At 71.2% G+C, this 24,997-nt stretch carries 22 protein-coding genes and 1 tRNA gene; 13 read left to right on the plus strand and 10 right to left on the minus strand.

From position 1 onward, the window contains the following. Nucleotides 1–259 precede the first annotated feature (259 nt). The 5 genes from WG209_RS15320 to WG209_RS15340 are packed head-to-tail and all read left to right on the plus strand — an operon-like array spanning nt 260 to nt 5,247. Nucleotides 260–1,519, plus strand: a complete 1,260-nt coding sequence (locus WG209_RS15320; protein WP_337175935.1) for a glycosyltransferase family 4 protein — start codon at nt 260–262, stop codon at nt 1,517–1,519. Next, the gene (locus WG209_RS15325) at nt 1,516–2,271 is read left to right on the plus strand and encodes a sugar phosphate nucleotidyltransferase (protein WP_337175936.1); all 756 of its coding nucleotides are present in this window, start codon (nt 1,516–1,518) and stop codon (nt 2,269–2,271) included. Before WG209_RS15320 ends, WG209_RS15325 begins: the two co-directional genes overlap by 4 nt. A gap of 13 nt (nt 2,272–2,284) precedes the next feature. After that, a complete protein-coding gene (plsY, locus tag WG209_RS15330; RefSeq protein ID WP_337175937.1) occupies nt 2,285–4,084 on the plus strand; it encodes a glycerol-3-phosphate 1-O-acyltransferase PlsY in 1,800 nt (599 codons plus the stop codon). A 59-nt stretch (nt 4,085–4,143) separates the two neighbouring features. Further along, entirely contained in the window at nt 4,144–4,575 is a 432-nt protein-coding gene (locus tag WG209_RS15335; RefSeq protein WP_337175938.1) for an OsmC family peroxiredoxin, read from the plus strand. A gap of 24 nt (nt 4,576–4,599) precedes the next feature. Continuing rightward, nucleotides 4,600–5,247, plus strand: a complete 648-nt coding sequence (locus WG209_RS15340; RefSeq protein WP_337175939.1) for a hypothetical protein — start codon at nt 4,600–4,602, stop codon at nt 5,245–5,247. Nucleotides 5,248–5,259: 12 nt separating this feature from the next. On the opposite strand, the gene WG209_RS15345 is transcribed toward WG209_RS15340, so the two are convergent. The 6 genes from WG209_RS15345 to WG209_RS15370 form a co-directional block, all read right to left on the minus strand. Continuing rightward, nucleotides 5,260–7,209, minus strand: a complete 1,950-nt coding sequence (locus WG209_RS15345) for a hypothetical protein (protein WP_337175940.1) — start codon at nt 7,207–7,209, stop codon at nt 5,260–5,262. Nucleotides 7,210–7,267: 58 nt separating this feature from the next. Beyond that, nucleotides 7,268–7,969, minus strand: a complete 702-nt coding sequence (locus WG209_RS15350; protein ID WP_337175941.1) for a class I SAM-dependent methyltransferase — start codon at nt 7,967–7,969, stop codon at nt 7,268–7,270. Next, the gene (locus WG209_RS15355; RefSeq protein ID WP_337175942.1) at nt 7,966–8,751 is read right to left on the minus strand and encodes a glycosyltransferase; all 786 of its coding nucleotides are present in this window, start codon (nt 8,749–8,751) and stop codon (nt 7,966–7,968) included. Before WG209_RS15355 ends, WG209_RS15350 begins: the two co-directional genes overlap by 4 nt. Then, on the minus strand, nt 8,751–9,773 hold the full coding sequence (locus tag WG209_RS15360; RefSeq protein WP_337175943.1) for an NAD(P)-dependent oxidoreductase: 1,023 nt from the start codon (nt 9,771–9,773) through the stop codon (nt 8,751–8,753). The genes WG209_RS15355 and WG209_RS15360 overlap by 1 nt, the downstream gene beginning before the upstream one ends. Nucleotides 9,774–9,882: 109 nt before the next feature. Further along, nucleotides 9,883–11,094, minus strand: a complete 1,212-nt coding sequence (locus WG209_RS15365) for a nucleotide sugar dehydrogenase (protein ID WP_337175944.1) — start codon at nt 11,092–11,094, stop codon at nt 9,883–9,885. 514 nt (nt 11,095–11,608) lie between these two features. Further along, on the minus strand, nt 11,609–12,673 hold the full coding sequence (locus WG209_RS15370) for a hypothetical protein (RefSeq protein ID WP_337175945.1): 1,065 nt from the start codon (nt 12,671–12,673) through the stop codon (nt 11,609–11,611). A 124-nt stretch (nt 12,674–12,797) separates the two neighbouring features. Between WG209_RS15370 and WG209_RS15375 the strand changes: the two genes are divergently transcribed. The 7 genes from WG209_RS15375 (at nt 12,798) to WG209_RS15405 (ending at nt 19,964) form a co-directional block, all read left to right on the plus strand. Continuing rightward, nucleotides 12,798–13,271 carry a cupin domain-containing protein gene (locus WG209_RS15375; protein WP_337175946.1) on the plus strand — a complete coding sequence of 158 codons (474 nt, stop codon included), beginning with the start codon at nt 12,798–12,800 and terminating at the stop codon, nt 13,269–13,271. Nucleotides 13,272–13,401: 130 nt separating this feature from the next. Next, on the plus strand, nt 13,402–14,409 hold the full coding sequence (locus WG209_RS15380) for an aldo/keto reductase (protein WP_337175947.1): 1,008 nt from the start codon (nt 13,402–13,404) through the stop codon (nt 14,407–14,409). Between the two features lie 387 nt (nt 14,410–14,796). After that, nucleotides 14,797–15,630, plus strand: a complete 834-nt coding sequence (kdsA, locus tag WG209_RS15385) for a 3-deoxy-8-phosphooctulonate synthase (RefSeq protein WP_337175948.1) — start codon at nt 14,797–14,799, stop codon at nt 15,628–15,630. Nucleotides 15,631–15,875: 245 nt separating this feature from the next. Continuing rightward, nucleotides 15,876–17,729, plus strand: a complete 1,854-nt coding sequence (locus tag WG209_RS15390) for a hypothetical protein (protein WP_337175949.1) — start codon at nt 15,876–15,878, stop codon at nt 17,727–17,729. 75 nt (nt 17,730–17,804) lie between these two features. Further along, nucleotides 17,805–18,575 (plus strand): hypothetical protein, encoded by a 771-nt coding sequence (locus WG209_RS15395; RefSeq protein WP_337175950.1) that lies wholly within the window; start codon nt 17,805–17,807, stop codon nt 18,573–18,575. Nucleotides 18,576–18,659: 84 nt separating this feature from the next. Next, entirely contained in the window at nt 18,660–19,817 is a 1,158-nt protein-coding gene (locus WG209_RS15400; RefSeq protein ID WP_337175951.1) for a glycosyltransferase family 4 protein, read from the plus strand. Nucleotides 19,818–19,891: 74 nt separating this feature from the next. Beyond that, a tRNA-Thr gene (locus WG209_RS15405) sits at nt 19,892–19,964 on the plus strand. Nucleotides 19,965–20,317: 353 nt separating this feature from the next. On the opposite strand, the gene eno is transcribed toward WG209_RS15405, so the two are convergent. Then, a complete protein-coding gene (eno, locus tag WG209_RS15410) occupies nt 20,318–21,625 on the minus strand; it encodes a phosphopyruvate hydratase (RefSeq protein ID WP_337175952.1) in 1,308 nt (435 codons plus the stop codon). 540 nt (nt 21,626–22,165) lie between these two features. Beyond that, nucleotides 22,166–22,927 (minus strand): alpha/beta hydrolase, encoded by a 762-nt coding sequence (locus tag WG209_RS15415; RefSeq protein WP_337175953.1) that lies wholly within the window; start codon nt 22,925–22,927, stop codon nt 22,166–22,168. Nucleotides 22,928–23,040: 113 nt separating this feature from the next. Here WG209_RS15415 and WG209_RS15420 point away from each other — a divergent pair, with 113 nt between their 5' ends. After that, the gene (locus tag WG209_RS15420) at nt 23,041–23,868 is read left to right on the plus strand and encodes a metallophosphoesterase (protein ID WP_337175954.1); all 828 of its coding nucleotides are present in this window, start codon (nt 23,041–23,043) and stop codon (nt 23,866–23,868) included. A gap of 439 nt (nt 23,869–24,307) precedes the next feature. Here WG209_RS15420 and WG209_RS15425 read toward each other — a convergent pair whose 3' ends face one another. Together WG209_RS15425 and WG209_RS15430 are read right to left on the minus strand one after the other, a co-directional pair. After that, nucleotides 24,308–24,622 carry a hypothetical protein gene (locus WG209_RS15425; RefSeq protein ID WP_337175955.1) on the minus strand — a complete coding sequence of 105 codons (315 nt, stop codon included), beginning with the start codon at nt 24,620–24,622 and terminating at the stop codon, nt 24,308–24,310. A 130-nt stretch (nt 24,623–24,752) separates the two neighbouring features. Further along, the gene (locus WG209_RS15430) at nt 24,753–24,941 is read right to left on the minus strand and encodes a DUF1508 domain-containing protein (RefSeq protein WP_337175956.1); all 189 of its coding nucleotides are present in this window, start codon (nt 24,939–24,941) and stop codon (nt 24,753–24,755) included. Between the last annotated feature and the right edge of the window lie 56 nt (nt 24,942–24,997).

A 24,997-nucleotide genomic window follows, 5' to 3' on the forward strand; every position in this document is an offset into this window, starting at 1 on the left:
CGCGGAGTTTCGGAGTTCGAAGCTTGGTCCAGGCCGTCGGCCGGGGAAGGCCCCTTCAAGCCGCGAAGGCCGACTTGCGCGTCCCCCCCTCATCCGGCCCTTCGGGCCACCTTCCCCCTCCAGGGGGGAAGGCCGTTGGGATGGATCTCTGGAAAATGCGGGCTGGCGGGGAAAAGCTCCAGCGGCGGCCCGCTCGCGGGCGAAGTAGAGACGATGGGGGATCGCGGACGGCGGTCCCATGGACGCGGAGAGGATGCCGATGCGACTCGCCCTGAACTTCCCGAGGGTCGATCCCACGAAAGGCGGGGCGGAGACCTACATCGTGGACCTCTGCCGCGGGCTCCTGCGGCGGGGGCATTCGGTCGACCTGTACGCCGAGAGCTGGGCCGAGGGGGCGCTGCCGCCGGAGGTCCGCTGCGTGCGCGTCGAGTCGACCGGCAGGACGCGGAGCGAGCGGATCGTCTCGTTCGCCGACGCCTCGGCCGCCATGCTGAAGGACGCCGGGCACGACTGCTCCGTCGGCTTCATCAACACCTACGGGCACGACGTCATCATCCCCCAGGGGGGCGTCCACGGCGGGAGCCTGCGGGCGAACTCGATGCGGTTCGCCAACCCGCTGGCGCGGCGGCTGTACGTGCTGGGCAAGGTGCTGAACCCCAAGCACTGGACGTATCGCGCGATCGAGAGGCGTCAATACGACCCGGCGCGCGGGGCCCGGGTGGTCGCGGTGAGCCGGATGGTCGCCGGGCACCTGCAAGAGTTCAACGGCGTGCCGAAGGGGCGGATCCGCGTGGTCCCCAACGCCATCGACCCGGGCCGCGTCATGGTCCCCCAGCCGGGGGCGACCCGCGCGGCGTTCCGGGGCAAGGTGGGGATCGGCGCGGGCGAGCTGGTCGGGCTGTTCGTCGGCCACAACTACGCGCTCAAGGGCCTGGAGCCGCTGATCCGAGGGCTCGCGGCGCGCGACCGCTCGGCGCGGCCGATCAAGCTGCTGGTCTGCGGCGGCGGGCGGCCGGGGTGGTATCGCCGGCTGGCGGAGCGGCTCGGCGTGGGAAACGCGGTCCACTTCCTCGGCTTCCACGACGACGTCCGCGAATGCTACTGGTCGAGCGACTTCTTCGTCTCGCCGACCTATTACGACCCCTGCTCGCTGGTCGTCTTCGAGGCGATGGCCTGCGGGCTGCCGGTGATCACCACGGCCTGCAACGGGGCCAGCGAATTGATGACGCACGGCCGGCACGGCTTCGTCCTGCCGGCGCCGGGCGCGACGGCGGAGCTGGCGGCCGCGCTCGACGCCCTGGCCGACGACGGCCGCCGCGCGGCGATCTCGGCCGAGGCCGCCGCGCTGGGGAGGTCGTGGACCTTCGACCGCCACGTCGAGGCGCTCATCGAGGTCTTCGAGGAGGTCGCCGCGGACCGTCGGAGGGCCGCCGGCCCGCGCGGGCCGGGGCGTCGGTCGGATCGTCGTCCGCGCCCGCGGACGGATCGTCACGCGACTCACGGAAGGGGGAACGCATGAAGGCCGTGATCCTGGCCGGCGGCAAGGGGACGCGCCTGCGCCCGTACACTCACGTCCTCCCCAAGCCGCTGATGCCGCTGGGCGAGGACGACCCGATGCCGATCCTGGAGGTCGTCATCCGGCAACTGGCGCGTTACGGCTTCCGCGACGTGACGATCATCACCGGCTACCTGACCGAGCTGATCGAGACGTTCTGCGGCGACGGCCGGAAGTTCGGCGCGAGGATCGACTACCGCCGCGAGGTCGCCCCGCTGGGGACCGCGGGGGGGCTCACGCTGGTCCGCAGGCCCGACGAGCCGACGCTGGTCATCAACGGCGACATCCTCACGACGCTCGACTACGGGGCGATGTACGAGTTCCACCGCGATCGCGGGGCCGCCGCGACGATCGCCTCGTATCCCCGCGAGGTGAAGATCGATTTCGGCGTCCTCCAGTTCGGCGACGACCCGCACGTCTTGACGGGGTACTCCGAAAAGCCGGAGTATTCGTTCCAGGTCAGCATGGGCGTCTACATCCTGGACCCGCTGGCGTGGGACTACCTCGCGCCGGGGCGGTCGGTCGGGATGCCCGACCTGCTGGAATCGATGCGGACGACGGGCCGGCCGGTCCACTGCTACCGCCAGCCGTGCTACTGGCTGGACATCGGCCGCCACGACGATTACGCCACCGCCAACGAGATCTTCGACAGCCGACGCGCCGCGTTCCTCGGCCATCCCGAGGAGGCGACGCTGAAGATCGGCCGCGACGAGTGACGGAGACGCCCCCTTGAGCTGGTCCTACATCGCCGTCGCGACGGCCGCCTATCTCCTGGGCGCCATCCCGTTCGGCTACCTGATCTACCGCGCGCTCACCGGGCGGGACGTGCGAAAGGCCGGCTCGGGGAACATCGGGGCGACGAACGTCGGCCGGCTGCTGGGCTTCCGGTTCTTCGTCCTGGTCTTCCTGCTGGACGTTCTCAAGGGGCTCCTGCCGACGATCGGCCTGCCGTGGCTGTTCGCCCGCCTGGGCTGGGACGCGCCCGCGGACCTTCCCGTCGCCGCGGCGCTGGGGGCGATCCTCGGGCACAACTTCCCGATCTACCTGGGCTTCAAGGGGGGCAAGGGGGTCGCGACCAGCCTCGGGGCGCTGCTGGCGCTCCAGCCGGTCGCCTGCGGGGCGGCGGCCCTGGCGTTTTTCGCCGTGTTCGCGCCGTCGCATTACGTGTCGCTCTCGTCGATGGCCGGCGGCCTGGCGTTCGGGGCGACGTACTTCCTGCGCGCCGTCGACCCCTGGGCGCGCGAGCATCGGGCGATGAGCCTGCTGGTCGTCGGGCTGGTCGTGCTGCTAATCGTCCGGCACCGCAAGAACATCGGCCGGCTGCTGAAGGGGACGGAGAACCGGATCGAGTTCGGCCGCAAGCGTCACGAGTCCCCGCCGGCGGCGCCCTCGGGGATGATCCGGCCGGGCGCGATGGCGGGGATCGCGGCGATCGTCCTCGTCGCGGGGGGCGCCGGCGCGTGGGTCGCCCGCACCGCGAGCGCGCCGGTGGAGGCGGTCGCCGGGCCGTGGCTCCTGAGGGAGACCCACCGCGAGGCGACCGGTGAGCAGCGGGCCGAGCGGATCGCGTTCGACGCCACGGGCGACCACCTGGCGGTCCTCTGCCCGCGCTACAACCGCGTGCTCACCTACCGTGTGGGCCTCGACGCGACGCTCGCCCTCACGGCGACGATCGGCGTGGAGGGGCGGCCGGTCGCGATCGCCATCGTGGGGGGGGACGTGGCGGTCCTCCAGCGCCCGGTGAACGACGCCAAGCACCTGGGGCCGGGGTGGCTGGACCTGTTCACGATCGAGGGGGGCAAGGCGGGGACGCGGGTCGAGGCCGGCTACTACCCGGACGACCTGGCCGCCACGCCCGACGGCTCCCACCTGATGGTCCTGTCGTCGGGAAGGGCCGAGGGGGACGCCGACAAGCACGCCCCCGAGCTGACCATCCTCGCCGCGCGCGACCTCGTCACCTCCCCCTCTCCCGAGCCCGTCGGCCGCCTGACGTTCGACGACGGCGACGACGTGGAGCGGCTGACGCTCTCGCACATGGGCGTCCGCGGCATGGTCGCGCTGGCGAGGTCGAGGGAGGCCCTGGCGCTCGACCTGGCCGACCCGACCGCCCCGACCGTCGCCGGCCGGATGGACCTCTCGCGGGCCGACTCGCCCTATGTGTCGACCTCGGAGGACGGCGACTGGATGGTGATCCCCGCCGGGGGCGAGGCCGTGGCCGTCGCCGGGCTGGCGGACGGTCGCGAGCCCCACGCCGCGACGTACCTCGTCACCGCCCCCGCGGGCTCGTCCGACCTCCACCTGCTCCAGGTCGAGCCGCCGGCGCTGCTGGGCCGGTTTCCGATCCTCGGCCCGCTCAACCTCGCCGGGGCCGAGCCGGCCGCGCTGGCGTACCACGAGGACCGTCGGCTGATCGCCGTGGCGACGAAGCCGGGCACGGTGCACGTCGTCCGGATGGAGTCGCGGCTGGCGGGCGAGGCCCCGCCCCCCGCCGACGCCGAGGGGTTGATTCGACCGCCGGCCTCGCAATGATGGGGGATGAGCGGCGAATACCCTCCCGGGCGTTCGCGCCCGCTCGGGGAGCCCGCGACATGAAGACGCACAGCACGGCCGTGTGGCACGGCGGATCGACCGACGGCGAGGGCACCGTCTCCGGCAAGAGCGGGGCCGTCTCCAAGGTCGCCTTCGGCAGCCCCATCCCCCACAAGTTCGAAAAGACGGGGGAGACCAACCCGGAGGAGCTGATCGCCGCGGCGCACGCCACGTGCTACACGCTGACCCTGGCCCACATCCTCCACAAGGCCGGCGTGACCCCCGAACGCCTCGAAGTCACCGCCGAGGTCTCGCTGGAGAAGGGGAGCGAGGGCCTCTCGATGACGACGTCGCACCTGATCGTCCGGGGCAAGATCCCCGGGGGCGACCCCGCCCGCTTCCAGGAGCACGCGGGGAAGGCCAAGGTCGCCTGCCTCGTCGGCAGGCACCTGAAGCTCGACATCACGATGGACGCGGCGCTCGAAGGCTGACGTCCAGGCACGAGGGCCCTCGCCATGACCCCCGCCACGGACAGGCCGCCGACGTTCTGCCCCTCCTGCGGCAAGGGCTTCCCGGCCGACGACGCGCGCCGGCTCTGCGGCGAGTGCGGCGCGGGGGTAGTCGACCGGGGCTACTGCCCGGTGTGCGAGGGCTTCGTCCAGGCGGAGGTCGGCGCCCCCTGCCCCAAGCACGACGTGCCGCTGGAGCCCGGCCCCGAGCCGTTCGCCCATCACGCCGACGTGGAAGGGCCCTGGGTGGAGGTCGCCCGCTACGACGACGCGGTGGAGTGCCACCCCCCCCGCATCCGGCTGGAGGCCGAGGGGATCCCGACCGTCGTCGACGGCGAGCTGGCCGGGTCGAAGTCCGTCCACGCGGCCTTCTCCGGCGGCGTCGTCCTCCGCGTCCCCGAGAGCTTCGCGGCCGACGCCCGCGTCATCCTCTCCCAGCGATGGTCGGACGACGCCGCCGCGCTGGGGATCGAGGAGGACGACGACTGGGACGACGTGGACGAGGACTTCGGCCCCCGGGACGAGGCCAAGACCAACCTTGGCCGGACGAATCCGACCTTGTACAAGATTGCGCTGTTCTTCACCTTCGTCGGCACCGCGATCTGGGTCGGGTACCATGCCGCCCGGCTCTTGCTGATGACGCTGGGCCGCTGACCGGACGATCGATCAGCGGGCCGTCGCCCCCTCGGCCGACGCGGCCAGCTCCGCGATCGGGCCGGACCTCAGCGCCTGGAGCTTGACCTCCGGCTTGAACCGGCCGCTGGGGTCGTGGAACGAGAAGTTGACCACCTCGTCGGCGGCCCCGCGCTGGAAGAGCTTGATCGCGGCGTCCTGGTCGCGCGGGAGGCTGCTGGCGATGAAGCCGGCCGAGGCGTTCCGCCAGACCATCCGGTAGTTGGCGGCGGTCCCGTCCTTGTACTCCACGCGCATCAAGGGGGGCTCGACCTTGTAGAGCAGCGACTGGAGCTTGCCCAGGAGCGTCAGCTCCAATTCGACCTTGAGGAAGACGAGGCCGCCGGCGGCGTCGGGGACGTCGTACGCCTGGGCGAAGCCGACGGCCGCCTCGGCGACCGGCTCGGCCCCTCGCCATCGCGGCGCGGCCCGGCGCTCCAGCAGCAGCCTGTCGCCGTCGCCGTCGACGAGGTCGTACCAGCGGTACATCTCCAGCCACGTCCGCGAGTCCACGGCGCAGGGGTTCTCGGAGTCGATGGCGACGTGGGTGTAGATGATGTACTTCGGGGCGCGGGGGCCGCGGTAGTGCCTCGCCCCCATCAGGTCCAGCGCGGGGGTGTAGGCGGCGTACGACTGGAAGACGGGCCGGGGGCTCCAGTCCAGGTCGTTGGACCAGACGTAGGAGGCCTCCCACGGATAGACATCCACCGTCGACCCGGCGATCCGCTCGCGGAACCGCGCGGGGAGGGCCTGCTCGGCCTTGAGCCGCGCGTCCCAGGCGCGCATCTCGGCGCGGGCGGAGTCGAGCCGCCACAGCGTCGCCAGGTTCTCCGGCCCGCGCGTGACGACCTTCCCGAAGTCGGCCGGGGCGTACCAGAAGCCCCAGCCCACCATGCCCAGGACGGCGACCGTCGCCGGGACGCGCGTCCAGAACGACCGGGCGGCGATCGGGAGGATCAGGGCCGTCATGCTCACCATCACCGGCCAGACCGCCAGGAAGTGGCCGATCGAATGCCGGACGACCGCCCCCTTGTAAAGGATGAACATGGGGACGATCATCAGCGCGAAGACCGGTGCCAGGGACGACCTCCGGACCAGGGCGACGACCAGCGCGGCGGCCGTCAGCGCGAACATCACGGCCGTGGAGTAGAGGCCCCGGACGCTCGGGTCGTCGACCGTCATCTGCGTGGCGTAGCCGGAGACCAGCTCGCGCGACGCCGACAGGTATGGCCAGAGCGCGGAGATCGGCCCGCCGTAGGCGACGAACAGCGCGGCCAGGGTGCCGAAGTACGCCAGGGCCAGCAGCGAGAGCCGCCGGAACACGCGACGGCTCGGGTCGCGGGCGAGCCGCATGAGCGACCAGACCCCCAGCGCCCCGGTGCAGCAGGCGCCCAGGTTGAACTTGGTGAGCATCGCCACGGCCGCGAGGATCGCCGCGGGGATCGCCCATTCGGGGCGGCGATCCAGCTCGGCCAGGAGCAGGAATCCCAGGACCGGCAGGATCACGACGCCGGTCAGGGCGAAGTTGAACTCGTTGTCCAGCGCGATGCCGCTCATGGCCGTCGCGGCGGCGAACGCCAGCGGCGCGAGGTGGCCGCGGACCCGGAACAGGAGGAGGCCGGACGAGGTCCACCAGGCCAGGTGCAGCAGCAGCCGGAAGATCGCCGAGTGGATGTCGAGCGTCCCCAGCGCCTTGGGGCCGAGCACGAAGCCCAGCGGCCCGTAGGTGAAGGCGAACTCGCGCCCGAACTCAAGACCCTTCATCCCCGCCAGGTGGATGCCGATCATCCACGACGGATCCAGCCCCACCCCGATCCCGGAGAGCCATCGCGGGATCGTCAGCGCGACGAGCGCGGCCAGCAGCAGCGTCCGCCAGGCGACCGCTCCGCGGGAGAGCGGCTCTCGCTCGACGACGACGGCCTCGGTCCCCGGGTCCTGGGTCATGGGATCCTCCGTGAGCATTCGGCCGCGGCGTCCCGCCGGGCGTCGTCCGGGCGTGGGGTCAGGCGGGGCGGCGGGCGACCAGGAAGAACTGCTTGCCGAGGAACCGCCAGGCCCAGGGGTTCTTCAGGTAGAGCCGCACCAGCCAGGGGGCGCTCGGCAGCTTGCTCCGGAAGGAGAACGGCAGCGTCCGGGCCAGCTCGACCTCGACCTCGAAGCCGGAAAGCTCCAGCGCCTCGGCCACCGACTTCTCGGTCAGGGCGAGGTGGTGGTCGAAGTAGTCGTAGTAGTCCGCGGCGCAGGCGCGGAAGTTGGGGCCCAGGATCATCACCCGGCCGCCGGGCTTCAGCGCCCCGCGGACGGCGTTGAAGACGGCGAGGACCTGCTCGCGCGTCCGGCAGTGCTCCAGGAAGTTGCTCATGAAGGCCGCGTCGAAGTGCGAGGCCGGCACGACCTCGTTCAGCCGCTCGGCGGCGATCTCGAAGACCTGGACGCCGGGCGCGGCGTGGTTCCGCGTCTCCGGGTTCAGGTCGACGGCCGTCCGCTCGGCGGCGGCGACGTTGTTGATGAACTCGCAGTACCCCGCGGCGACCTCCAGGACCTTCCCGTCGCGCGGGACGTAGCGGTCGAACCAGCCCTCGCAGAGGGCCCGCCAGACCTCGGAGCGCCGGGCGAGGACCTGCTTGCCGAAGCGATTCTTGTAGATCTGCTCGACCAGGCTCTCCAGCGGCGCGTCGGCGTCGATCCCGATGGTTCGCGTCATCGTGCTCCTCGCGGCGCCCGGCGGGGCGAAAGGGCGTATCCGTACCAGTACAAGTACCTGGGGAGCCACTTCATCAGGCGGAACCGCGACTCCCCGGCGGTGCGGTCGCGCCAGGTGGTGGGGGTCTCGGCGATGGGGACGCCCCGGCGGAACGCCTTGGCGGTCAGCTCCAGGGCCAGCTCGAACCCGCCGGTGCTCTCGATGCCCATCTCGCGGACGAGGGCGGCGTCGTAGAGCCGGAAGTTGTTCGTGGCGTCGTGGGTCGGGAAGCGGGCGAGGAGCCGCAGAGAGACGCCGGCCAGGCGGCTGAGCGTCCGCTTGAGCCAGGGGCCCCCCTCCTGGCTCCCCCCCTTCATGTAGCGGCTGGGGCAGACGATCCGGTGCCCCTCGTTGTACAGCTCCATCATCCTCGGGACGATCCGCAGGTCGTCCGAGAGGTCGGCCATGACCACCAGCGCGGGGCCCTCCCCGACCTCGTCGAAGCCCGTCCTGATCGCGCCGACGACGCCCCGCCCGTGGCGGTTCCTCGCCAGCCTCAGCCAGGGCCGGGGCTCGGCGGCGGCCGTCGCGACCGGGACCGTGGTGTCCTCGTCGAAGTCGTAGACGACGAGGAGGGTGAACGGCCGCGGCACGTCGCGTTCGACCTCGGCCAGCAACCGGGGGAAGTTCTCCCCCTCGTTGTAGACCGGGACGATCAGCGCCAGGGGCTTGTCGACCCGGACCCAGGTCGAGGGGCGGCGGGCGATCGACGCCCGCCGCGATTCCGCGGTCTCTCGGGCCATCAGAGGACTCCGGCGGCCAGCTGCTTGTCGACCCAGGGGATGACCTCGTCGAGGATCTCGTCCAGCGGCGTGTCGGCCCGGAAGCCGATCAGGTCGCGGGCCTTCTCGACGGCCGGGATGCGGCACTGCACGTCGTACTGGAAGGGCTTGTCGGAGACCGTGCGGAACGGCTTCCACTCGCCGTGGATCTTCTTCCAGATCAGCTCGGCCAGCTCCATGACGGTGGTGGAGGCGGCGGTGCTGAGGTTGAAGTCCTCGTTCATGGCGGCCGGGTGCTCGACGCACAGCCGGATGCCGCGGGCGAGGTCGCCGCCGTAGGTGTAGTGCCGCACCTGGGAGCCGTCGCCCAGGATGTGCAGCGGGTCCTGCCCCTTCAGCACCTTCTGGACGAGGTCCGGGACGACGTGGCTCATCGCGAGCTTGACGTTGCCCGAGAGGATCTCCACGTCGCTCTTGGCCCTGCGCTCGCCGATGCCGACGCAGTTGAACGGCCGGGCGATCGTGAACGGCATCCCGTACTGCTCGTAGGCGCCCTGGGCGAAGTACTCGACGGCCAGCTTCTGGAAGCCGTAAGTCGAGGCGGGCGGCGGGCAGGCGCGGTGGTCTCCCTCGTGGCTGGGGAACTTCACCGCGTTCTCGAAGACCATCGACGACGAGACGACGGTGATCTTCTTGAGCTTGGCGTTGCGGTACGCCCAGATCGCGGCGTCGAACGTGGAGGCGGTGATCCGCTCGTTCTCGGCGATCAAATCATAGGCGAACGTGTGGAAGTAGCTGATGCCGCCGATCATGGCCGCGCCGGCGACGACGTGGTCGCAGTCGGACAGCAGCTCCTTCATCAGGCCGACGTCCTTGGCGTCGCCCCGGACGAAGGTGTAGTTCGGGTGCTCGAGGCTGTTGTGCTCGATCTCCCCGTACTTGGAGAAGTTGTCGATGCCGACGACCTCGTGGCCGTTGGCCAGCAGCTCCTCCACGAGGTAGCCGCCGATGAACCCGGCCGATCCAGTCACCATGATCTTCATGAACGGTCCCTCGGGGCCCCGGCGCGGGCCGGGCGGTATCCATACGCGGGGATTGGGCGAGAGGCGGGCCGGGCGCCCGCCTTCGGTCGGTCGGTCGGGTCGAGTCGGGTCAGGCGGCCGACCGGGACGACTCGGAGGCCTCCTCGGCCGGCGGCTTCAGGTAGTTGAAGACGTCGACGACCGGCTTGCGGATCGAAAGCTCGCGGTACTCGTCGTGGCAGGCGCCCAGGAACACCACGTCCGCCTCCTCGAGCGCCGTCTCCAGCGGGACGAACGACGGGTCCTGGATGTAGGGGTCGGTGCAGAGTACCCTCGCGGCCTCGAACGTCAAGACCTTCCGGAGCTTGTACGCCAGCGAGTCGCGCGGGTCGTCGTTGTTCCCCTTGAAGGCCATGCCCAGGATGGCGACCGTGGCCGTGGAGAGGTCGTATCGCCGCTTGGCCGACTCGACGAGGGAGGTGGGGAGCCCCTCGTTGATCATCATCGCGGCCTGGCCGAGCACGAAGTCGTTGTGGTTGAACGCGGCGAGCTGCATCGTGTCCTTCAGCAGGCACGGCCCCCCCGCGAAGCCCGCGCCGGGGAACCCGGCCATGCGGGGGTATTCCGACGTCATCGCCGAGCGGACGCGGGCGAAGTCGGCCCCGAACTTGTCCGCGATGACGTAGAACTGGTTCGCGATCGCGAAATTGATGTATCGGTACGTGTTGCAGAACAGCTTGCACAGCTCCGCCTCGACCGGCGGGACCTCGATCACCTTGGGGCCGAGCAGGCCGAACAGGGCCGAGGCCCGGCGCGTGGCCGCGGGGGACGCCCCGCCGATGATCTGCGGCAGGCCGCCGGTCTCCTCCAGGGCGAAGCCCTGGGCGATGCGCTCGGGGCAGTGTGCGACGTCGATCCGCAGGCCCCGCTCGCGGCAGCGGCGGTCGAGCCGGTCGGTGACGCCGGGGAAGACGGTGCTCCGCAGGATCAGGAGCTGCCCGTCGCGCATCCGGTCGAGGATGGCGTCCATCGCCCGGTCGAACGAGCGGATCTGGGGGCTGAGGAACTCGTCGACGGGCGTGCCGATCGTCACGACGACCGCGTCGCTCCCGCCGACGGCGTCGGGGTCCATCGTGACCGAGAGCGAGCCGTCGGCCAGCGTCTCGGCCAGCGCCTCGTCGGCGCCGCGCTCCAGGAACGGCATCCGGCCCTCGGCGACGCTGCGCGCCCGCGACTCGCTGTTGTCCAGCAGCGTGACCCGCGCCCCGGCGGACGCCAGGGCGATCCCGAGCGGCAGGCCGATGTGGCCACAGCCGCCGACGATGCAGACGGATTGTTTCATCTCGAAAATCCCTTCTCGGAGATCATCCTCGGCGACCGGCCCGCGCCTGGAACGCGGGGCCTCGCCGGCCCGCTCGTCTCGGACGCCGCGGCTTGCATCCTTGCCAACCCCCACGCCGCGTCCGGCGGCGACCGCGCCGGCCCCCCCTTCTCCGCGAAGGGCCGTTGCGCTCCCCCTCCAGACGGACGGTGGGCGTCCGGGGTGATCGGAGTGCTTCTTACCGTTATTCCATCGGTTCATCAAGGTCGACGCTTGACGTAAACGTCATGGCCGAGGGCGGCGCAACATGAGAGGGCCCCGGCCCGATCCCGTCCCCTCTCCCGCCGGGAGAGGGTAGCCGCTCCAGCGGCGGGAGAGGGTCGTCGGAGCGCGGAGATCGCGTCGGCCGCGCCCGTCATGAACCGTGGCGATTCCCGAAGCGCGACGGCCCTCACCCGGCCCTCCGGGCCACCCTCGCCCGGCGGGAGAGGGGACGCGCGTTGCACGATCGATGAATCATGGGCCCGCCCGCGGCTCACCAGCCCCGGCGATTCCTCCGGCCCTGGCGCTTCACCCAGCGTTCCATCTCCCTGGGGTCGACGCGCTGCCAGGTCCAGGGGGCGGCCAGGCCGCGGAAGACGCCGAAGCCCGACCCGAGGACGACGAACGCCATGAACATCAGGATCAGGGGCATCAGGGCGGGGAGGATCGCCAGGAACAGGCCGAGCACCCAGAGAGCGACCCACCCCTTGATGAGCAGGCCGATGATGTCCATGACGCGGATCTTCGACGTCATCTCCTGGAGCTTGCCCGCAGAGGAGACCAGGTCGTCCAGGATGGTCCGCGAGGCCGCCGTCCGCTCGAAGCCGGCGCGGGGGGGGCGCGGCGCGGGGGGCTGGCGCAGCTCGGCGACCAGGTCGCGCGCGTGCTCCGCGGCCGTCGCGGCGCCGATCGGGTCGGCCGTCAGCGAGGCCTCCGCCTCCTCCAGGTCGCGGTCGATCCGCCGCAGCTCCCGCGCGTAGAGGTCGGCCTCGCCCCCCGAGCGGCCGTCCGACCCGACCGCGCGGGCCAGCGAGGCGGACTCGCGGCGGGCGTCGCGCAGGGCCTTCGTCGCGACCTCGTGGGCCAGGTTCAGCCGGTCCAGCTCCTCCTTGCACCGTCCCGATTCGAGCAGCAGGTCTTCCAGCCGGCTCCCCTCGATGATCGCGCGGGCCTCCTCGCTGGGCGCGGCGCTGAAGGTGGAGGCCGACTTCATCCTCTGTTCCGCCCGGTTCCAGTGCTCCATCACGGCGAGCCATCGCTCCCAGAGCTGGTCGAGGTCGGCGGCGATCCGATCGTAGAGCTTCCGCGTCGCGCCGGTCATCGGGGCGGTGAAGTCGGGGTCGGTCTCGGGGAGGGTCTTGTGCCGGCCGCGCAGGGCGTCGATCTGGTCCATGAGCGCGACGGCCCGCTCGCGGAACTCCTTGAACTGGCCCTCGGCCGCCTCGCGGATCTGGGCGTTCCGCCGGTAGAGCAGCAGCAGGGCGATCAGCCCCAGGCCGCCGAACAGGACGATGAGGAAGACCGGCAGCTGGATCGAGGAGAATGCGGGCGTTTGCATGGTCGGGGCTGTCCTCGTGGTGCGCGAAGGCTCGGCCATCCGGGATGCGAAAACCATTCCAACCGGCCGGCTCGCCGTTTACCATCGGGGCGTGACCCTCGACGACCACCGCCTCGGAGCCAAGATGATGCCGAATCGCGTACGTCCCTCGACCGCCCTGTTGAGCCTGCTCTGCCTCGTCCTGGCCGTCGGCTGGGCCTGGCGCGAGGCCGCCCACGCGCGCGAGGGCCAGGCCCCCGTGCTGTCGAAGACCGTGACGCTGGACGAGGTGCCGATGTCGGCCTACAAGGACGACGGCAAGCCGGTCGGCCAGATCGGCCTGTACTTCAACGGCGAGTCCGAGCTGTGCTCCGTCCTGACGACGGGCCGGTTCGTGGTCGACCCGGGCAAGTCGCCGCACGCGCCCCACGTCCACCCGGAGGAGGAGATCCTGATCGTCGAGTCCGGGCGCGGGGAGATCTTCTGCGACGGCAAGACGACCAAGGTCGGCCCCGGCTCCGTCATGTTCTCCGCCCCCAACGTCCCCCACAACATCACCTGCGAAGGCCCCGAGCCGATGGTCTTCTACTTCATGAAGTGGCTGCCGAAGGGCCAGTGACCCGACGGCGCCCGGGCGTCGCCGGCCGGCGGGTTCGGCTACAATGGCGCGCGGTTCGCACGGACGATCGGGCTTCGACGGGCCGCCTCGGCGGCGGCCCCGAGACCCCCGGAATCCCAGGAGATCGCCGATGTCTTCCCACCATCCGAATCGTCGAGAGGCCCTCCAGATCGGCGCGGCCGGGTTGGCGGCCCTGTCGCTCGGCGGCTCGGCGACGGCCGCCGAGGAGACCAACGAGCAGGGGATCCCGCTGCGGCCCCTGGGCAAGACGGGCGAGAAGGTCACGCTCCTGGGCCTGGGGGGCCACCACTCCACCCGGGCGAGGGAGGAGAAGGACTCGCTCCGCCTGATCCAGCGCGCCGTCCACGAGGGGATCACCTTCCTGGACAACGCGTGGGACTACCACGACGGCGGCGGCGAGGAGCGCATGGGCAAGGCCCTGGAGGAGGGCAAGCTCCGCGACAAGGTCTTCCTCATGACCAAGGTCTGCGGGCGCACCGCCGAGGAGGCCCGGTCGAACCTGGAGGACAGCCTCCGCCGCCTCCGCACCGACCGCATCGACCTGTGGCAGTTCCACGAGATCAACTACCCGAACGACCCCGACCGCGTCTTCGCCCAGGGGGGGGCCATGGAGGTCGCCCTGAAGGCCAAGGAGCAGGGGAAGATCCGCTATATCGGCTACACCGGCCACCGCGACCCGGACGTCCACCTCAAGATGCTGGACAAGTTCCCCGACTGGGACACCGTCCAGATGCCGCTGAACGTCCTGGACGGCACGTTCCGCAGCTTCCAGAAGAACGTCCTGCCGAAGCTCGTCGAGCGCGGCGTCGGCGCGATCGGGATGAAGTCGCTGGGGGGCAACGGCGGCGTCGTCAGCAACGTGAAGGTGCCCGTCGAGAAGGCCCTGGCCTACGTCTTCTCGCTGCCGATCTCCGTGCTGGTCTCCGGCATGGAGAACGAGCAGTTCCTGGAGCACAACATCCGGATCGTCAAGAGCTTCAAGGCCATGAACGCCGAGGCCCTGGCGGCGCTCGAGGACGAATACAAGGCCGCCGCGGCCGACGGCCGCTACGAGGGCTTCAAGACGACCAAGAACTACGACGGCCCCGTCCACCGCAAGCAGCAGCTCTCCAGCTGAGGCTGGGGCTGGCAAGGACGCCGCGGGGCGAACTCCTCATCTCCCTTCTCCCCTGGTGGGAGAAGGTGCCCCGTAGGGGCGGATGAGGGGGCGCGAGACCGGAGGCCGGCGGGATTCCCCCTCATCCGGCCTTCGGCCACCTTCTCCCACGAGGGTGCTCCGTCGAAAACGTGACGGCACGGGCACCGACTCTCATCCCTTCTCCCCTCGTGGGAGAAGGTGCCCCGGAGGGGCGGATGAGGGGGCGCGCCACCCACGGCCTGGTCCTTCCCCCACATCCGGCCTTCGGCCACCTTCTCCCACGAGGGGAGAAGGACGATTGGCGCCGGCTCGCCCCTCGCGATCGGGCGGGCGGAGATCCATATGACTAAACAGGAGTCGAACGCGATGAGCCTTGCCAACCCGGTGACGATCGGCCCGGTGGCGATCGGGAACGGCCGGCCGCTGGCCCTGATCGCCGGCCCGTGCGTCATGGAGCCGGGGGACACGACCAGGCGCGTCGCGATCCGGCTGAAGGAGATCTGCGGGGAGCTGGGGGTGCCGCTGATCTTCAAGGCGTCATTCGACAAGGCCAACCGCACGTCGCGCTCCAGCTACCGGGGCCCGGGGCTCGCGGCCGGGATGGACGTCTTCCGGGCGGTGAAGGAGGAGACCGGCCTGCCGGTGACCACCGACGTCCACGAGTCCATCCAGGCCGCGCCGATCGCGGAGGTGGTCGACCTGCTCCAGATCCCGGCGTTCCTCGCCCGCCAGACGGACCTGCTGGAGGCCGTCGCCGCGACCGGCAGGCCGGTGAACGTCAAGAAGGGCCAGTTCATGGCCCCCTGGGACATGCGGAACGTCGTCGACAAGCTGGCGGACTTCGGCGCCGGCGGGGTGCTGCTCACCGAGCGCGGGACGACCTTCGGCTACGGCCGCCTGGTCAACGACATGACCGCCATCCCGCTGATGCAAGAGGCCGGCGCTCCGGTGGTCTTCGACGCGACCCACTCCGTGCAGCTCCCCGGGGGAGGGGAGGGGGGAAAGACCACCGCCGGCCGCCGCGAGATGATCCCCACCCTCGCCCGCGCGGCCGTCGCCGCCGGCTGCGACGCCCTCTTCCTCGAAGTCCACCCCGACCCCGACCGCGCCCTCTCCGACGGCCCCAACTCGCTGCGGCTGGACGACCTCCCGGCCCTGCTGTCGCTCCTGCTGCGCATCCGCGCGGCCGTCGCCGGCTGATCCCGAACCGACCGGCCCCCCGCGGCGTATTTCCCACGGGGGCGGCCGGAAAGGGCTCGCGGGCGCGCCGCGACGGCGGCAAAATGGAGGGCAAGAGGGGCGCCGATCGCGCCCGCCTCCGCCCGACCCGACACGTTCGGCCCCCCCACAGACGGGGACCGACCGCCCCGGACCGCGCCCGGATTCGATCGATCATCCCCCCGAGGCGCGCGGCCCGAGCATCTCACCAGGAGCGACCGACTTTGATGGGGTCCAATCGTTGCGCAGGCGCCGCCCGGGCCGCCCTGCTCGGGTTCACGTCCGCGGCGCTGGCGATCGTCTCGGGATGCAGCTATCAGGCGCCGACCAAGACCGCCTCCAATCAGGGGTCGTACACCCCCGGCGCGTCGCTCTCCAAGGTCACCGGCAAGTCCGGCTCCGCGAGCCGTCGCGACGCGATCCAGCGCGCCGCGATCCTGGAAAGCTCGATCGAGCTGATCAAGGGGGCGGCGCTGAAGCCCGGCGGCGACAACTTCCGCCTGGCCACCCAGAAGCTCAACCAGTTCTTCGAGGGGACCCCCCCCGCGGAGTACGTGGTGCGCAACGAGACGCTGCGGTTCCTCGCCCGGCAGCTCCCGCGGAAGATGATGGAGGAGGTGCAGTCGTCGAAGTGGTCGGAGACGCGGGACGCGCGCCACCTCGAGGACTGCATGCTCTACAGCGACATCGCCGGCCGCGTCGCCGGCGCGGGGGACGACCTGACGCGGGTCCGCCGCGTGTTCGACTGGCTGACGAAGCAGGTGCAGCTCGTCCCCGTCGGCGCCCTGGGGACGCCGGGGCTCCCCCAGGTCTACGCCCGCCCGTATGACGTCCTGTTCCGCGGGATGGGGAGCGAGTCGCAGGGGGCATGGGCCGAGCGGTCCTGGACGTTCATGGCCCTCTGCCGCCAGCTCGGCGTCGACGTCGGCCTGCTGACGTTCACCCGCGGCAACGCCGTCGAGCCGCTCATCCCCAAGACGGGCGACCCGCTCAGCCCGTTCGGCCCCGCCCGCGAGTCGCAATCCCCCCAGACCTGGATCTGCGCCGCGCTCGTCGACGGCGAGGCGTACCTGTTCGACGCCCGCGCCGGCCTCCCCGTCCCCGGCCCCGGCGGCGAGGGGGTCGCCACGCTCCGCCAGGCCCTGGGCGACCCGGCGATCCTGGAGGCCATGAACGTCCCCGGCCTCTCCCCCTACGACGTCAGCCGCGCGACGCTCCTGGCCAGCACCACGAAGATCGGCGTCCTGATCGACTCCAGCCAGGGCTACTTCACCCCCAAGATGCGGCTGCTCCAGGGCGAGCTGGCCGGCAAGAACCGGACGGTCCTCTACCACGACCCGGCCGCCCAGGAGGCGAGCTTCGCCGAGGTTTTGGGGGATCGCCTGGGATACGTCATGTTCTGGACCGTCCCCCTGGAGGTCGAGACGCTGCTGTTCACCGACCCCCAATTCGTCGCCGCCACGCAGCAGTCCCTGCTGTTCTTCCGCGGCGAGATGCCGCTGATCTACGCCCGGCTCAAGCACCTCCGCGGCGAGTTCGCCGAGGCCGTCTCCGACTACGTCGGCTTCCGCTTCTCCGAGACGCAGGCGTTCGTCACCAACAAGGACGTGAACATCCCCGACGCCCTCCAGCAGGGGCTGGACGCCTACGCGACGTACTACCTGGCCCTCGCGCACCTGGAGCGCGAGGACTTCCGCCAGGCCGAGCTGATGTTCACCAAGACGCTGGAGATCCTCCCCGAGCCGACGTCCCAGGATCCCCCGTACTTCATGTTCCGTTGGGGCGCCCACGCCAACCTCGGCCGCATTTACGAGGCCCAGGGGGATTACCCCGCCGCGGTGGCCCACTACCTGGCCGCCGACCCGACCATGCAGCGCCACGGCAACCTCCTGCGCGCCCGGGCCCTGGTCCTGGAAGACCCGATGCAGGCGGTCCCCGACCCGCTCCCCGCGGCGCCCGAGCAGTTCTCCCGCGTCAACGCCCCCAAGCCCGAGGCCCAGCCCGAGGCCGTCCAGGAGCCCGGAAATCCCGAGGCTCCGGCGGCCCCCGAGGTCCCCAAGGGCGCGGACGTGCTAGAATGACGTGAAGGACGAGCCGGGGGCCTCCCCGGCCGTCGTCCCCCCCATCGCGTCCGCCTCATCCTCGTCGAGACACCCATGCCGGACGACTTCTCCGAACCCGGTCCGGGCCGCCCCGGTTCGTCGCGGCCCGCCAACGGCGTCTCGGTCGCCTCGCGCCCCGAGGAAGATCCCGGCTGGGTGATCGAGACGGTCGTCAGCCCGTTCCACTGCCTGTATCAGGACGCGCTGCACTTCCACACCCAGAGCCGGCTGGCGTACTCGGAGGCGGAGGCGTCGCGGCTAGCCCGCGCGGCGCTCATGCTGTACGTCGCCTCGGCGGAGGCCCTCGTCCGACAGGCGGCCGTCGAGCTGGGCCGCCCCGAGCTGCGCGGGCTGCTCGCCGACCCCAGCCGGCCGCTGCCGCTCGCCGAGGCCTGGCGGCTCCTGCCGGCGATCGTCGCCGATCCCGACGTCTCCACCCAGCCGTTCAACCCCGAGCAGCCCCCCTGGCCGCAGTTCGCCGAGCTGCTGATGCTGGAGACCTCGTGGGTCTACCCCGGCCCCCCCTCGACCCGACGCGCCTACTACCACTCCCCCCGCCGCGACGGCGACTACGAGCCGATGCAGCCGCACCAGGTGCCGACCTCGCTCCGTCGCGCCGTCAAGGCGGACTCGCTGTCCTACCCCCGCACGGGATTGCCGCGCGACCCTTACGCCCTGCGGCCCCGCCACCTCGACACCGCCCGGGGCGTCCTGGACGCCGCCGTGGAGGCGCTCGACCGCCGCATGGGGGGCGTGCTGTGCCAGAACAAGCGGCACCGGATGGAGCCCACCCGGGTCGTCTCCCCCCCGCCGGACGCTTCTTGACCCGGCGCCCGGTTCGCGCCCGCCGCGCCGGCCGTTATCCTTAAGAGCCCGGCGAGGACGTCGGGACAAGGAGGGCCCGGCTCGATGCGCGTTCTGATGGTGACCTCGTTCCCGATCCCGGGCGAGTACGACGGCACGGCGATGCTGCCGATCAAGATCCTGCGGGCGCTGAAGCCCCGCGGCGTGGACGTGACGGTGGCCTACCTGCGGCTGAGGCCGTCGGGGGGGATCTCGGCGACCGTCGAGGACTTCGAGGGGACGCCGGTCTACAACGTCCCGCCGGCCGCCTGGGCCCTGGGGCGCGGGCTGGAGAAGATCGCCCGCGAGCGCCCCTTCGACGTCGTTCATGCTCAGCACTACGGCGGGGCCACGCGCGCCTACTTCGCCTGCCGCCGCAACGGCTGGCCGATGGTCTACGAGATCCACTCGCTGCTCGGCGAGGAGGTCGAGCGCGACCGCCTGGGCCGCGGCCCCGTCTTCCGCGCGTACCAGGCGCTGGAGCGTCGGGTGGTCCAGCACGCCGCGCATGTCATCGCGCTGGGCGAGCCGGTGAAGGACGTGGTGGTCCGCGAGAAGGGGGTGCCGGCCGACCGCGCGAGCGTGATCTACCCCGGCATCGACCTGGGCGAGTACGAGCGGCCGACGCCCGAGTTCCCGATCCCCGGCGTGGGGCCGGAGCACAAGGTGGTGATGTACATCGGCAGCATCGTCCACCCGAACCAGGGGGTGCCGATCCTGGTCGACGCCCTGCCGAAGATCTTCGCCGCCCGCCACGACGCCCGCTGCGTGCTGGTGGGCGGGCCGGCCTCGGCCGGCGATGATTACCGTCGCAGGCTGGGCGAGTACGGCGACCGCCTCACCGTCATCGCCGGGACCACCCCCGAGCAGGTCGTCGCCCTCAGCCGCCGCGCCGACGTGCTGGTCCACCCCCGGCTGGCCTGCAAGGAGAACTACTCCGTGCAGAGCAAGCTGGCCGTCTACCTGGCCGCCGGCCGGCCGATCGTGGCCACCGACTTCGGCGATTACCAGAAGCTCCTCGGCGCGACCGGCGCGGGCGTCCTCACCGACGTCTCCCCCGGCGGCGTCGCCAACGGCGTCCTGAGGGTGCTGGACGAGCCCGAGCTGGCCGCCAGCCTCGCCGCCGCCGCCCGCCCCGTCGCGGAGGAATACTTCGGCATGGACCGCAACGTCTCCCGCTACCTCGACGTCTACGACCGCGCCGTCTCCCAGGGCCCGCGCTGAATGCCCGTCTTGACGCCCCGGCCCACGCGGCTATAATCACTGTCTCGCGTGCCTCGCCCCGCGCGGCACGCCTCGCCACCTTAGCTCAGTTGGTAGAGCGCAGCTTTCGTAAAGCTGAAGTCCAGGGTTCGAGTCCCTGAGGTGGCTTCCTTCCTTCTTCATCGCCCCGGCCACGTGGCGATGACACCGAACCGGGCCGATCAACGTCCGGCTTGACGGGATTATTGCTGTCCGCCATCTCCGTCATGGGCGATGAGCGCGTCGTCCCACTCCGCTCGCACGGGAAGGCGCGATGAGGCGGCGTGGGGGATGCCCCGGTAGGCTGGGTCGTGACCCAGCCCGGGATCCGCGACGCCTCGCTCAAGCTGGGTCACGACCCAGCCTACGGGATCCCGATCCCGTGGCTCCCGGCCGCGCGCCCCTCTTGTGACCGAGGCCCCCGGCGCGGGCTGACGCGCCGCGCCGGGGTAATATCGGTTCGACCGATCGGTCGGTCGGCGTCAGACGCCGATCTTGAGGCCGGGGCCGTAGACGGCGTCGGCACCCAGCTCGCCCTCGATGCGGAGGAGCTGGTTGTACTTGGCGACGCGGTCGGAGCGGCTGGCGGAGCCGGTCTTGATCTGGCCGGCGTTGGTGGCGACGGCGATATCGGCGATCGTCGCGTCCTCGGTCTCGCCGGAGCGGTGGCTGATGACCGCGGTGTAGCCGGCGCGGTGGGCCATGTCGATCGCGGCCAGCGTCTCGCTCAGGGTGCCGATCTGGTTCACCTTGATGAGAATGCTGTTGGCCGCCTTCTCCTGGATGCCGCGGGAGAGGCGCTCGGTGTTGGTGACGAAGAAGTCGTCGCCGACGATCTGCACCTTGTCGCCCAGCTCGCGGGTGATCTCGGCGTAGCCGGCCCAGTCGTCCTGGTCGAGCGGGTCCTCGATGGAGACGATCGGGTACTTGGCGGACCACTCGGCGAACAGGTCGACCATCTGGCGGCTGGAGAACAGCTTGTCCGGGGCCGACTTCCAGAACTTGTAGCCCTTCTTGTCGCCCTCGTCGAACAGCTCGGAGCTGGCGCAGTCCAGCGCGATGGCGACGTCCTTGTCGCGGCCTGGCTCGTAGCCGGCCTTGGACGTGGCGTCGAGGATGTACTTGATGGCCTCCTCGTTGTCGAGGTTCGGCGCGAAGCCCCCCTCGTCGCCGACGGCCGTGTTGTGGCCGGCCTTCTTGAGGACCGACTTGAGGGTGTGGAAGATCTCCGCGACGACGCGGATGCCCTCGGAGAAGCTCTTGGCTCCGACGGGCATGATCATGAATTCCTGGAAGTCGATCTTGTTGTCGGCGTGCTTCCCGCCGTTGATGATGTTGGCCATCGGGACGGGGAGGACGTGGGCGTTGGCCCCGCCGATGTAGCGGTAGAGCGGCAGGCCGTGGGCGGCGGCGGCGGCCTTGGCGGCGGCCATGCTCACGCCCAGGATCGCGTTGGCGCCCAGCTTGCCCTTGTTGGGGGTGCCGTCGGCCTCGATCATCGCCCGGTCCAGGCCGAGCTGGTCGGCCGGGTCGCGGCCGACGACCGCCTCGGCCAGCGCGCCGTTGACGTTGGCGACGGCCTTGGTGACGCCCTTGCCGAGATACCGCCCCTTGTCGCCGTCGCGCAGCTCGACGGCCTCGTAGATGCCGGTGCTCGCCCCGGAGGGGACGGCGGCGCGGCCGAGCGTGCCGTCGGCCAGGACCACGTCCACCTCGACGGTCGGGTTGCCGCGGCTGTCCAGGATCTCGCGGCCCTTGACCTGGGCGATGGCTGCGATCGACTTGCTCATGGAACTCCTCGGGAATCCTTGATGGGTCTGGCGGGCCGGCCCGTCGCGACGCGACGTGGGGGGGGGCCGGCCGACGTGCCGGGCGCCATGCGGCCCCGGCTCGACGAGGCGACTCCGCGACCGCGGCGGACGCCGACGGCCGCCGCCCGGCCGGCCTCGCGATGGCGAGCGGCCCCGGGGGAGCGCCTGTGGGATCAAGTCCCTTTATCCCAAAATCGCGGCCGACGCTCAAGCCGTCGGGCGGGGGGGAAGCGGTGCGGGCGGCCCCCGTCCCCCGTTGCGATGGGGTCGTGTGGGGGTCTCGTCTCCAGGGGGAGGCGGGGGCCGCCGCGCGGTGCGGAACCACGGGGCACGTTCACGCGGACCTCCCCTCGACGGGACGAGCGTCCGGGGCGGGGCCGGCGACGGATTGTCGCGAGGCCGCGCCCCCGACGCTCGGACGGGGTCCGCGGGGGGGAAAGCCGCCCCGAGCGGGAGTCGCTCGGGCGGCCCTAACCGTATCGGCCCGCGTCGCGCGGCGGCTTGACCCCGCCCGGCGATTCAACCCCCGGCCGCCGTCGCGACCCGCAGCAAGGGCACGACGTATCTCGCCAGGAAGCGCGGCGAATCCGACCCGAGGTGGCCGCCGAGATTCCCCGTCGAGCCCATCCTCGGCGACCATCGCACCTGGCGGAGCTTGCGATACGCCGCCAACCTCCCGGGCTCGTCCCCCGGCGACGGCGTCCGGAACCCCACCAGCCCCGCGCCCCGCCCCCGCACCCGGTCCGAGGTCCCGAACACGCCCGTCCCCAGTCCCAGGAAGAAGACGTCCAGCGGCGACCAGAAGACGACGACCTCCGACCGGACGTTCCCGAGCGCCCGGGTCAGGTCGTAGCCCGGCGAGAGCGCCGGCGCCAGCAGGACGGCCCGCTCCACCTCCGGCGCGTCGAGCCGTTCCAGCGCCTTGACCATCACCGCGCAGCCGCCGGACTTGCCGACCAGGAAGATCGGCGCGTCGGGCCGCTCGGCGCGGTAGAGCCGGATCGTCTCGGCGACGTCGCCGGCGCGGGCCTCGCACTCGTCGGCGTCGGTCAGGTCGGAGTACCAGCGTCCGAAGCCGTGGCCCCAGCGGACGATCCACGTCGCGTAGGGCAGGCCCGCCGCCTTCACCCTCCTCGAAAGGGCCCGGCCGCAGACGTCGAAGCCCCCGATGCCGTCGGCTACCAGGACCAGGCCGTCGCGGGGGAGCCCGGAATCGGTGATCGCGGCCAGGGCCGCCGTCGGCGACGTCCGATCGGCGGATCGCTTATGGAACCAGCTCATGACGCCTCCTCGCCCACCATGAGAACCCGGCCGGGGGGGCGTCGCAAGGTTCGGGCGGCGGCCGGCGAGGGTTCCCGATAGACTGGATGGAGGAACGAGAGGAGCCCCGCCCGATGACCCTGCCCGACGACCTGGCCTATCCCATCATCGCCGTCAGCGACCTCCACGGCCGCCGGCGCGACCTCGAACGGCTCGTGGAGCGGCTGGAACGCCTGCCGGAATGGCCCGACGCCGCCGTGGTTTTCCTCGGCGATTACGGCGACCGCGGCCCCGACACCCGCGGGACGATCGACCTCGTGCTGGAACTCCTGCGGCGCCCGGCCGGCGGGTCGGCCGTCGCGGGGAACCACGACCTCGGCCTGGTCCGGACGGCCCGGCTCGACGACGGCCCCCCCTCGTCGTACTGGCGCGGGCACTTCCCCCCCGTGTACTCCGCCGGGCCGACGCTCGCCTCCTACGTCCCTCGCTTCCACCCCCGCGCCATCCTGACGGCCGACGACCTGGAGACGCTGCGCGAGGCGATGCCGAAGGCGCACCGCGATTTCCTGGTGAATCTGCGGTGGGTGGTGGAGGCACCCGGCCACCTGTTCCTCCACTGCGGCCTCTCCCCCGAGCTGGAGGCCACCCCCGCCGAGCAGGTCGCCGCGTTGCGCGAACGCCGCTGGCACCGCGCCGAGATGCGACCCCGGCCCAACACCAATACCGACCGCCTCTGGCAGCCCGAGTACCCCGTCTGGATCGGCGCCGACCGCAAGCTCTCGCGCTCACCCTTGCCGTACCCGGGCAAGGTCCAGGTGACGGGTCACGACACCGTCCCCGAGCCCGAGGCGAACGCCGTGCGCATCCGGCTGGACACCGGCGGCGGCATCGGCCCCCCCTCCGCCTGCCTCCTCCGCTCGGCCGAGGCACCGCCGGAATTCATCTCGATCCCGTCGCTCTGAAGCCTGGCGCGGTTGGCTTCGTTCGTCATCGCCGCCGCGCCGGGGATTTGGCGTAAGTTATTGCGATTGCGTGGGTTGGCTGTCTGGTGAAGTTGGCTTCGTTCGTCGTTTTCGAAGAGTGAATCAAGAGGGCCGTCGGCCCGATCATGTCCCCACTCCCGCCGGGAGAGGGGACGCGTGATTCATGCTCGGTGAGCATGAATCCATCCGCCGCGCGAGCGATGAGCCGAAGCGGTGCCCGACGCGCGGACCCCGCCGGCGTCCTGTCGCGGCGGGACGCGCGTTCCACGCTTGACGAGCCTGGCCGAATGCGGCCCCGCTTCAAACCGTCCGAATTGTCAAGGAACGCGCATCAACACCCATCACCCCGGACGATCGCCGGGGTTTGGGTCGGGATTTCACGTTTCTCGACAATCGGCGGGAAATGACCGCGCGTCGATCAGGCGACGCGGCGGGGGTGGGGGGACTTCACCGCGGCCAGCCACGCCAGGGCGGGGGGCCGGGTCTCCAGCAGGCGGCGGGCCGCCTTCTGGATGGTGGAGTGGTCCGGGACCTTCCGCAGCCCCATCGCCTCGCGCAGCTCGGACCACTCGCGGAGGAGGACCTCCAGGCCGCGATAGTCGAGCTTCAGGAAGCGACGGACCGCCAGCATGGCGAACAGCTGATGCTGCGTGAAGTCCTTGCGCGAGAACTTGGACGAGTACGCCGGCAGCGCCTCGGCCGCGACTTCCAGGGCCGCCCGGGCCAGCGCCACGGGCGATTTCGTGGTCGGACGATCAAGGGTGTTGTTCATACCTGTTAATACGAACGACAGCCAGGAACGTTCGCGACGGCGGGGCGGAATTTTCCGGATGAACCTCTTGGTGCGCAATGGTTTGCGGAGGTCAGGAAGATTCCCCGGATTCCTCCTCGATCGGGGCCTCGGCGACGGCCTTCTTGATCGATTCGATGGTGGCGGCGCAGTCGGCCTTGTTCTTGTAGCCCTCGCCGCTGTCGGCCACGATGTTGCCGTTCGCGGCGACCAACCGCCAGCGATATTCCTTGCTCACGTCGCGATACAGGACGAATTTCATCGCGGGCCCTCCGGCTTCATGGACGGATTCGGACGAGTCCAGCCCCGGAGGCTATC

The organism is Paludisphaera sp. (assembly GCF_037189885.1).
Taxonomy (GTDB): domain Bacteria; phylum Planctomycetota; class Planctomycetia; order Isosphaerales; family Isosphaeraceae; genus Paludisphaera.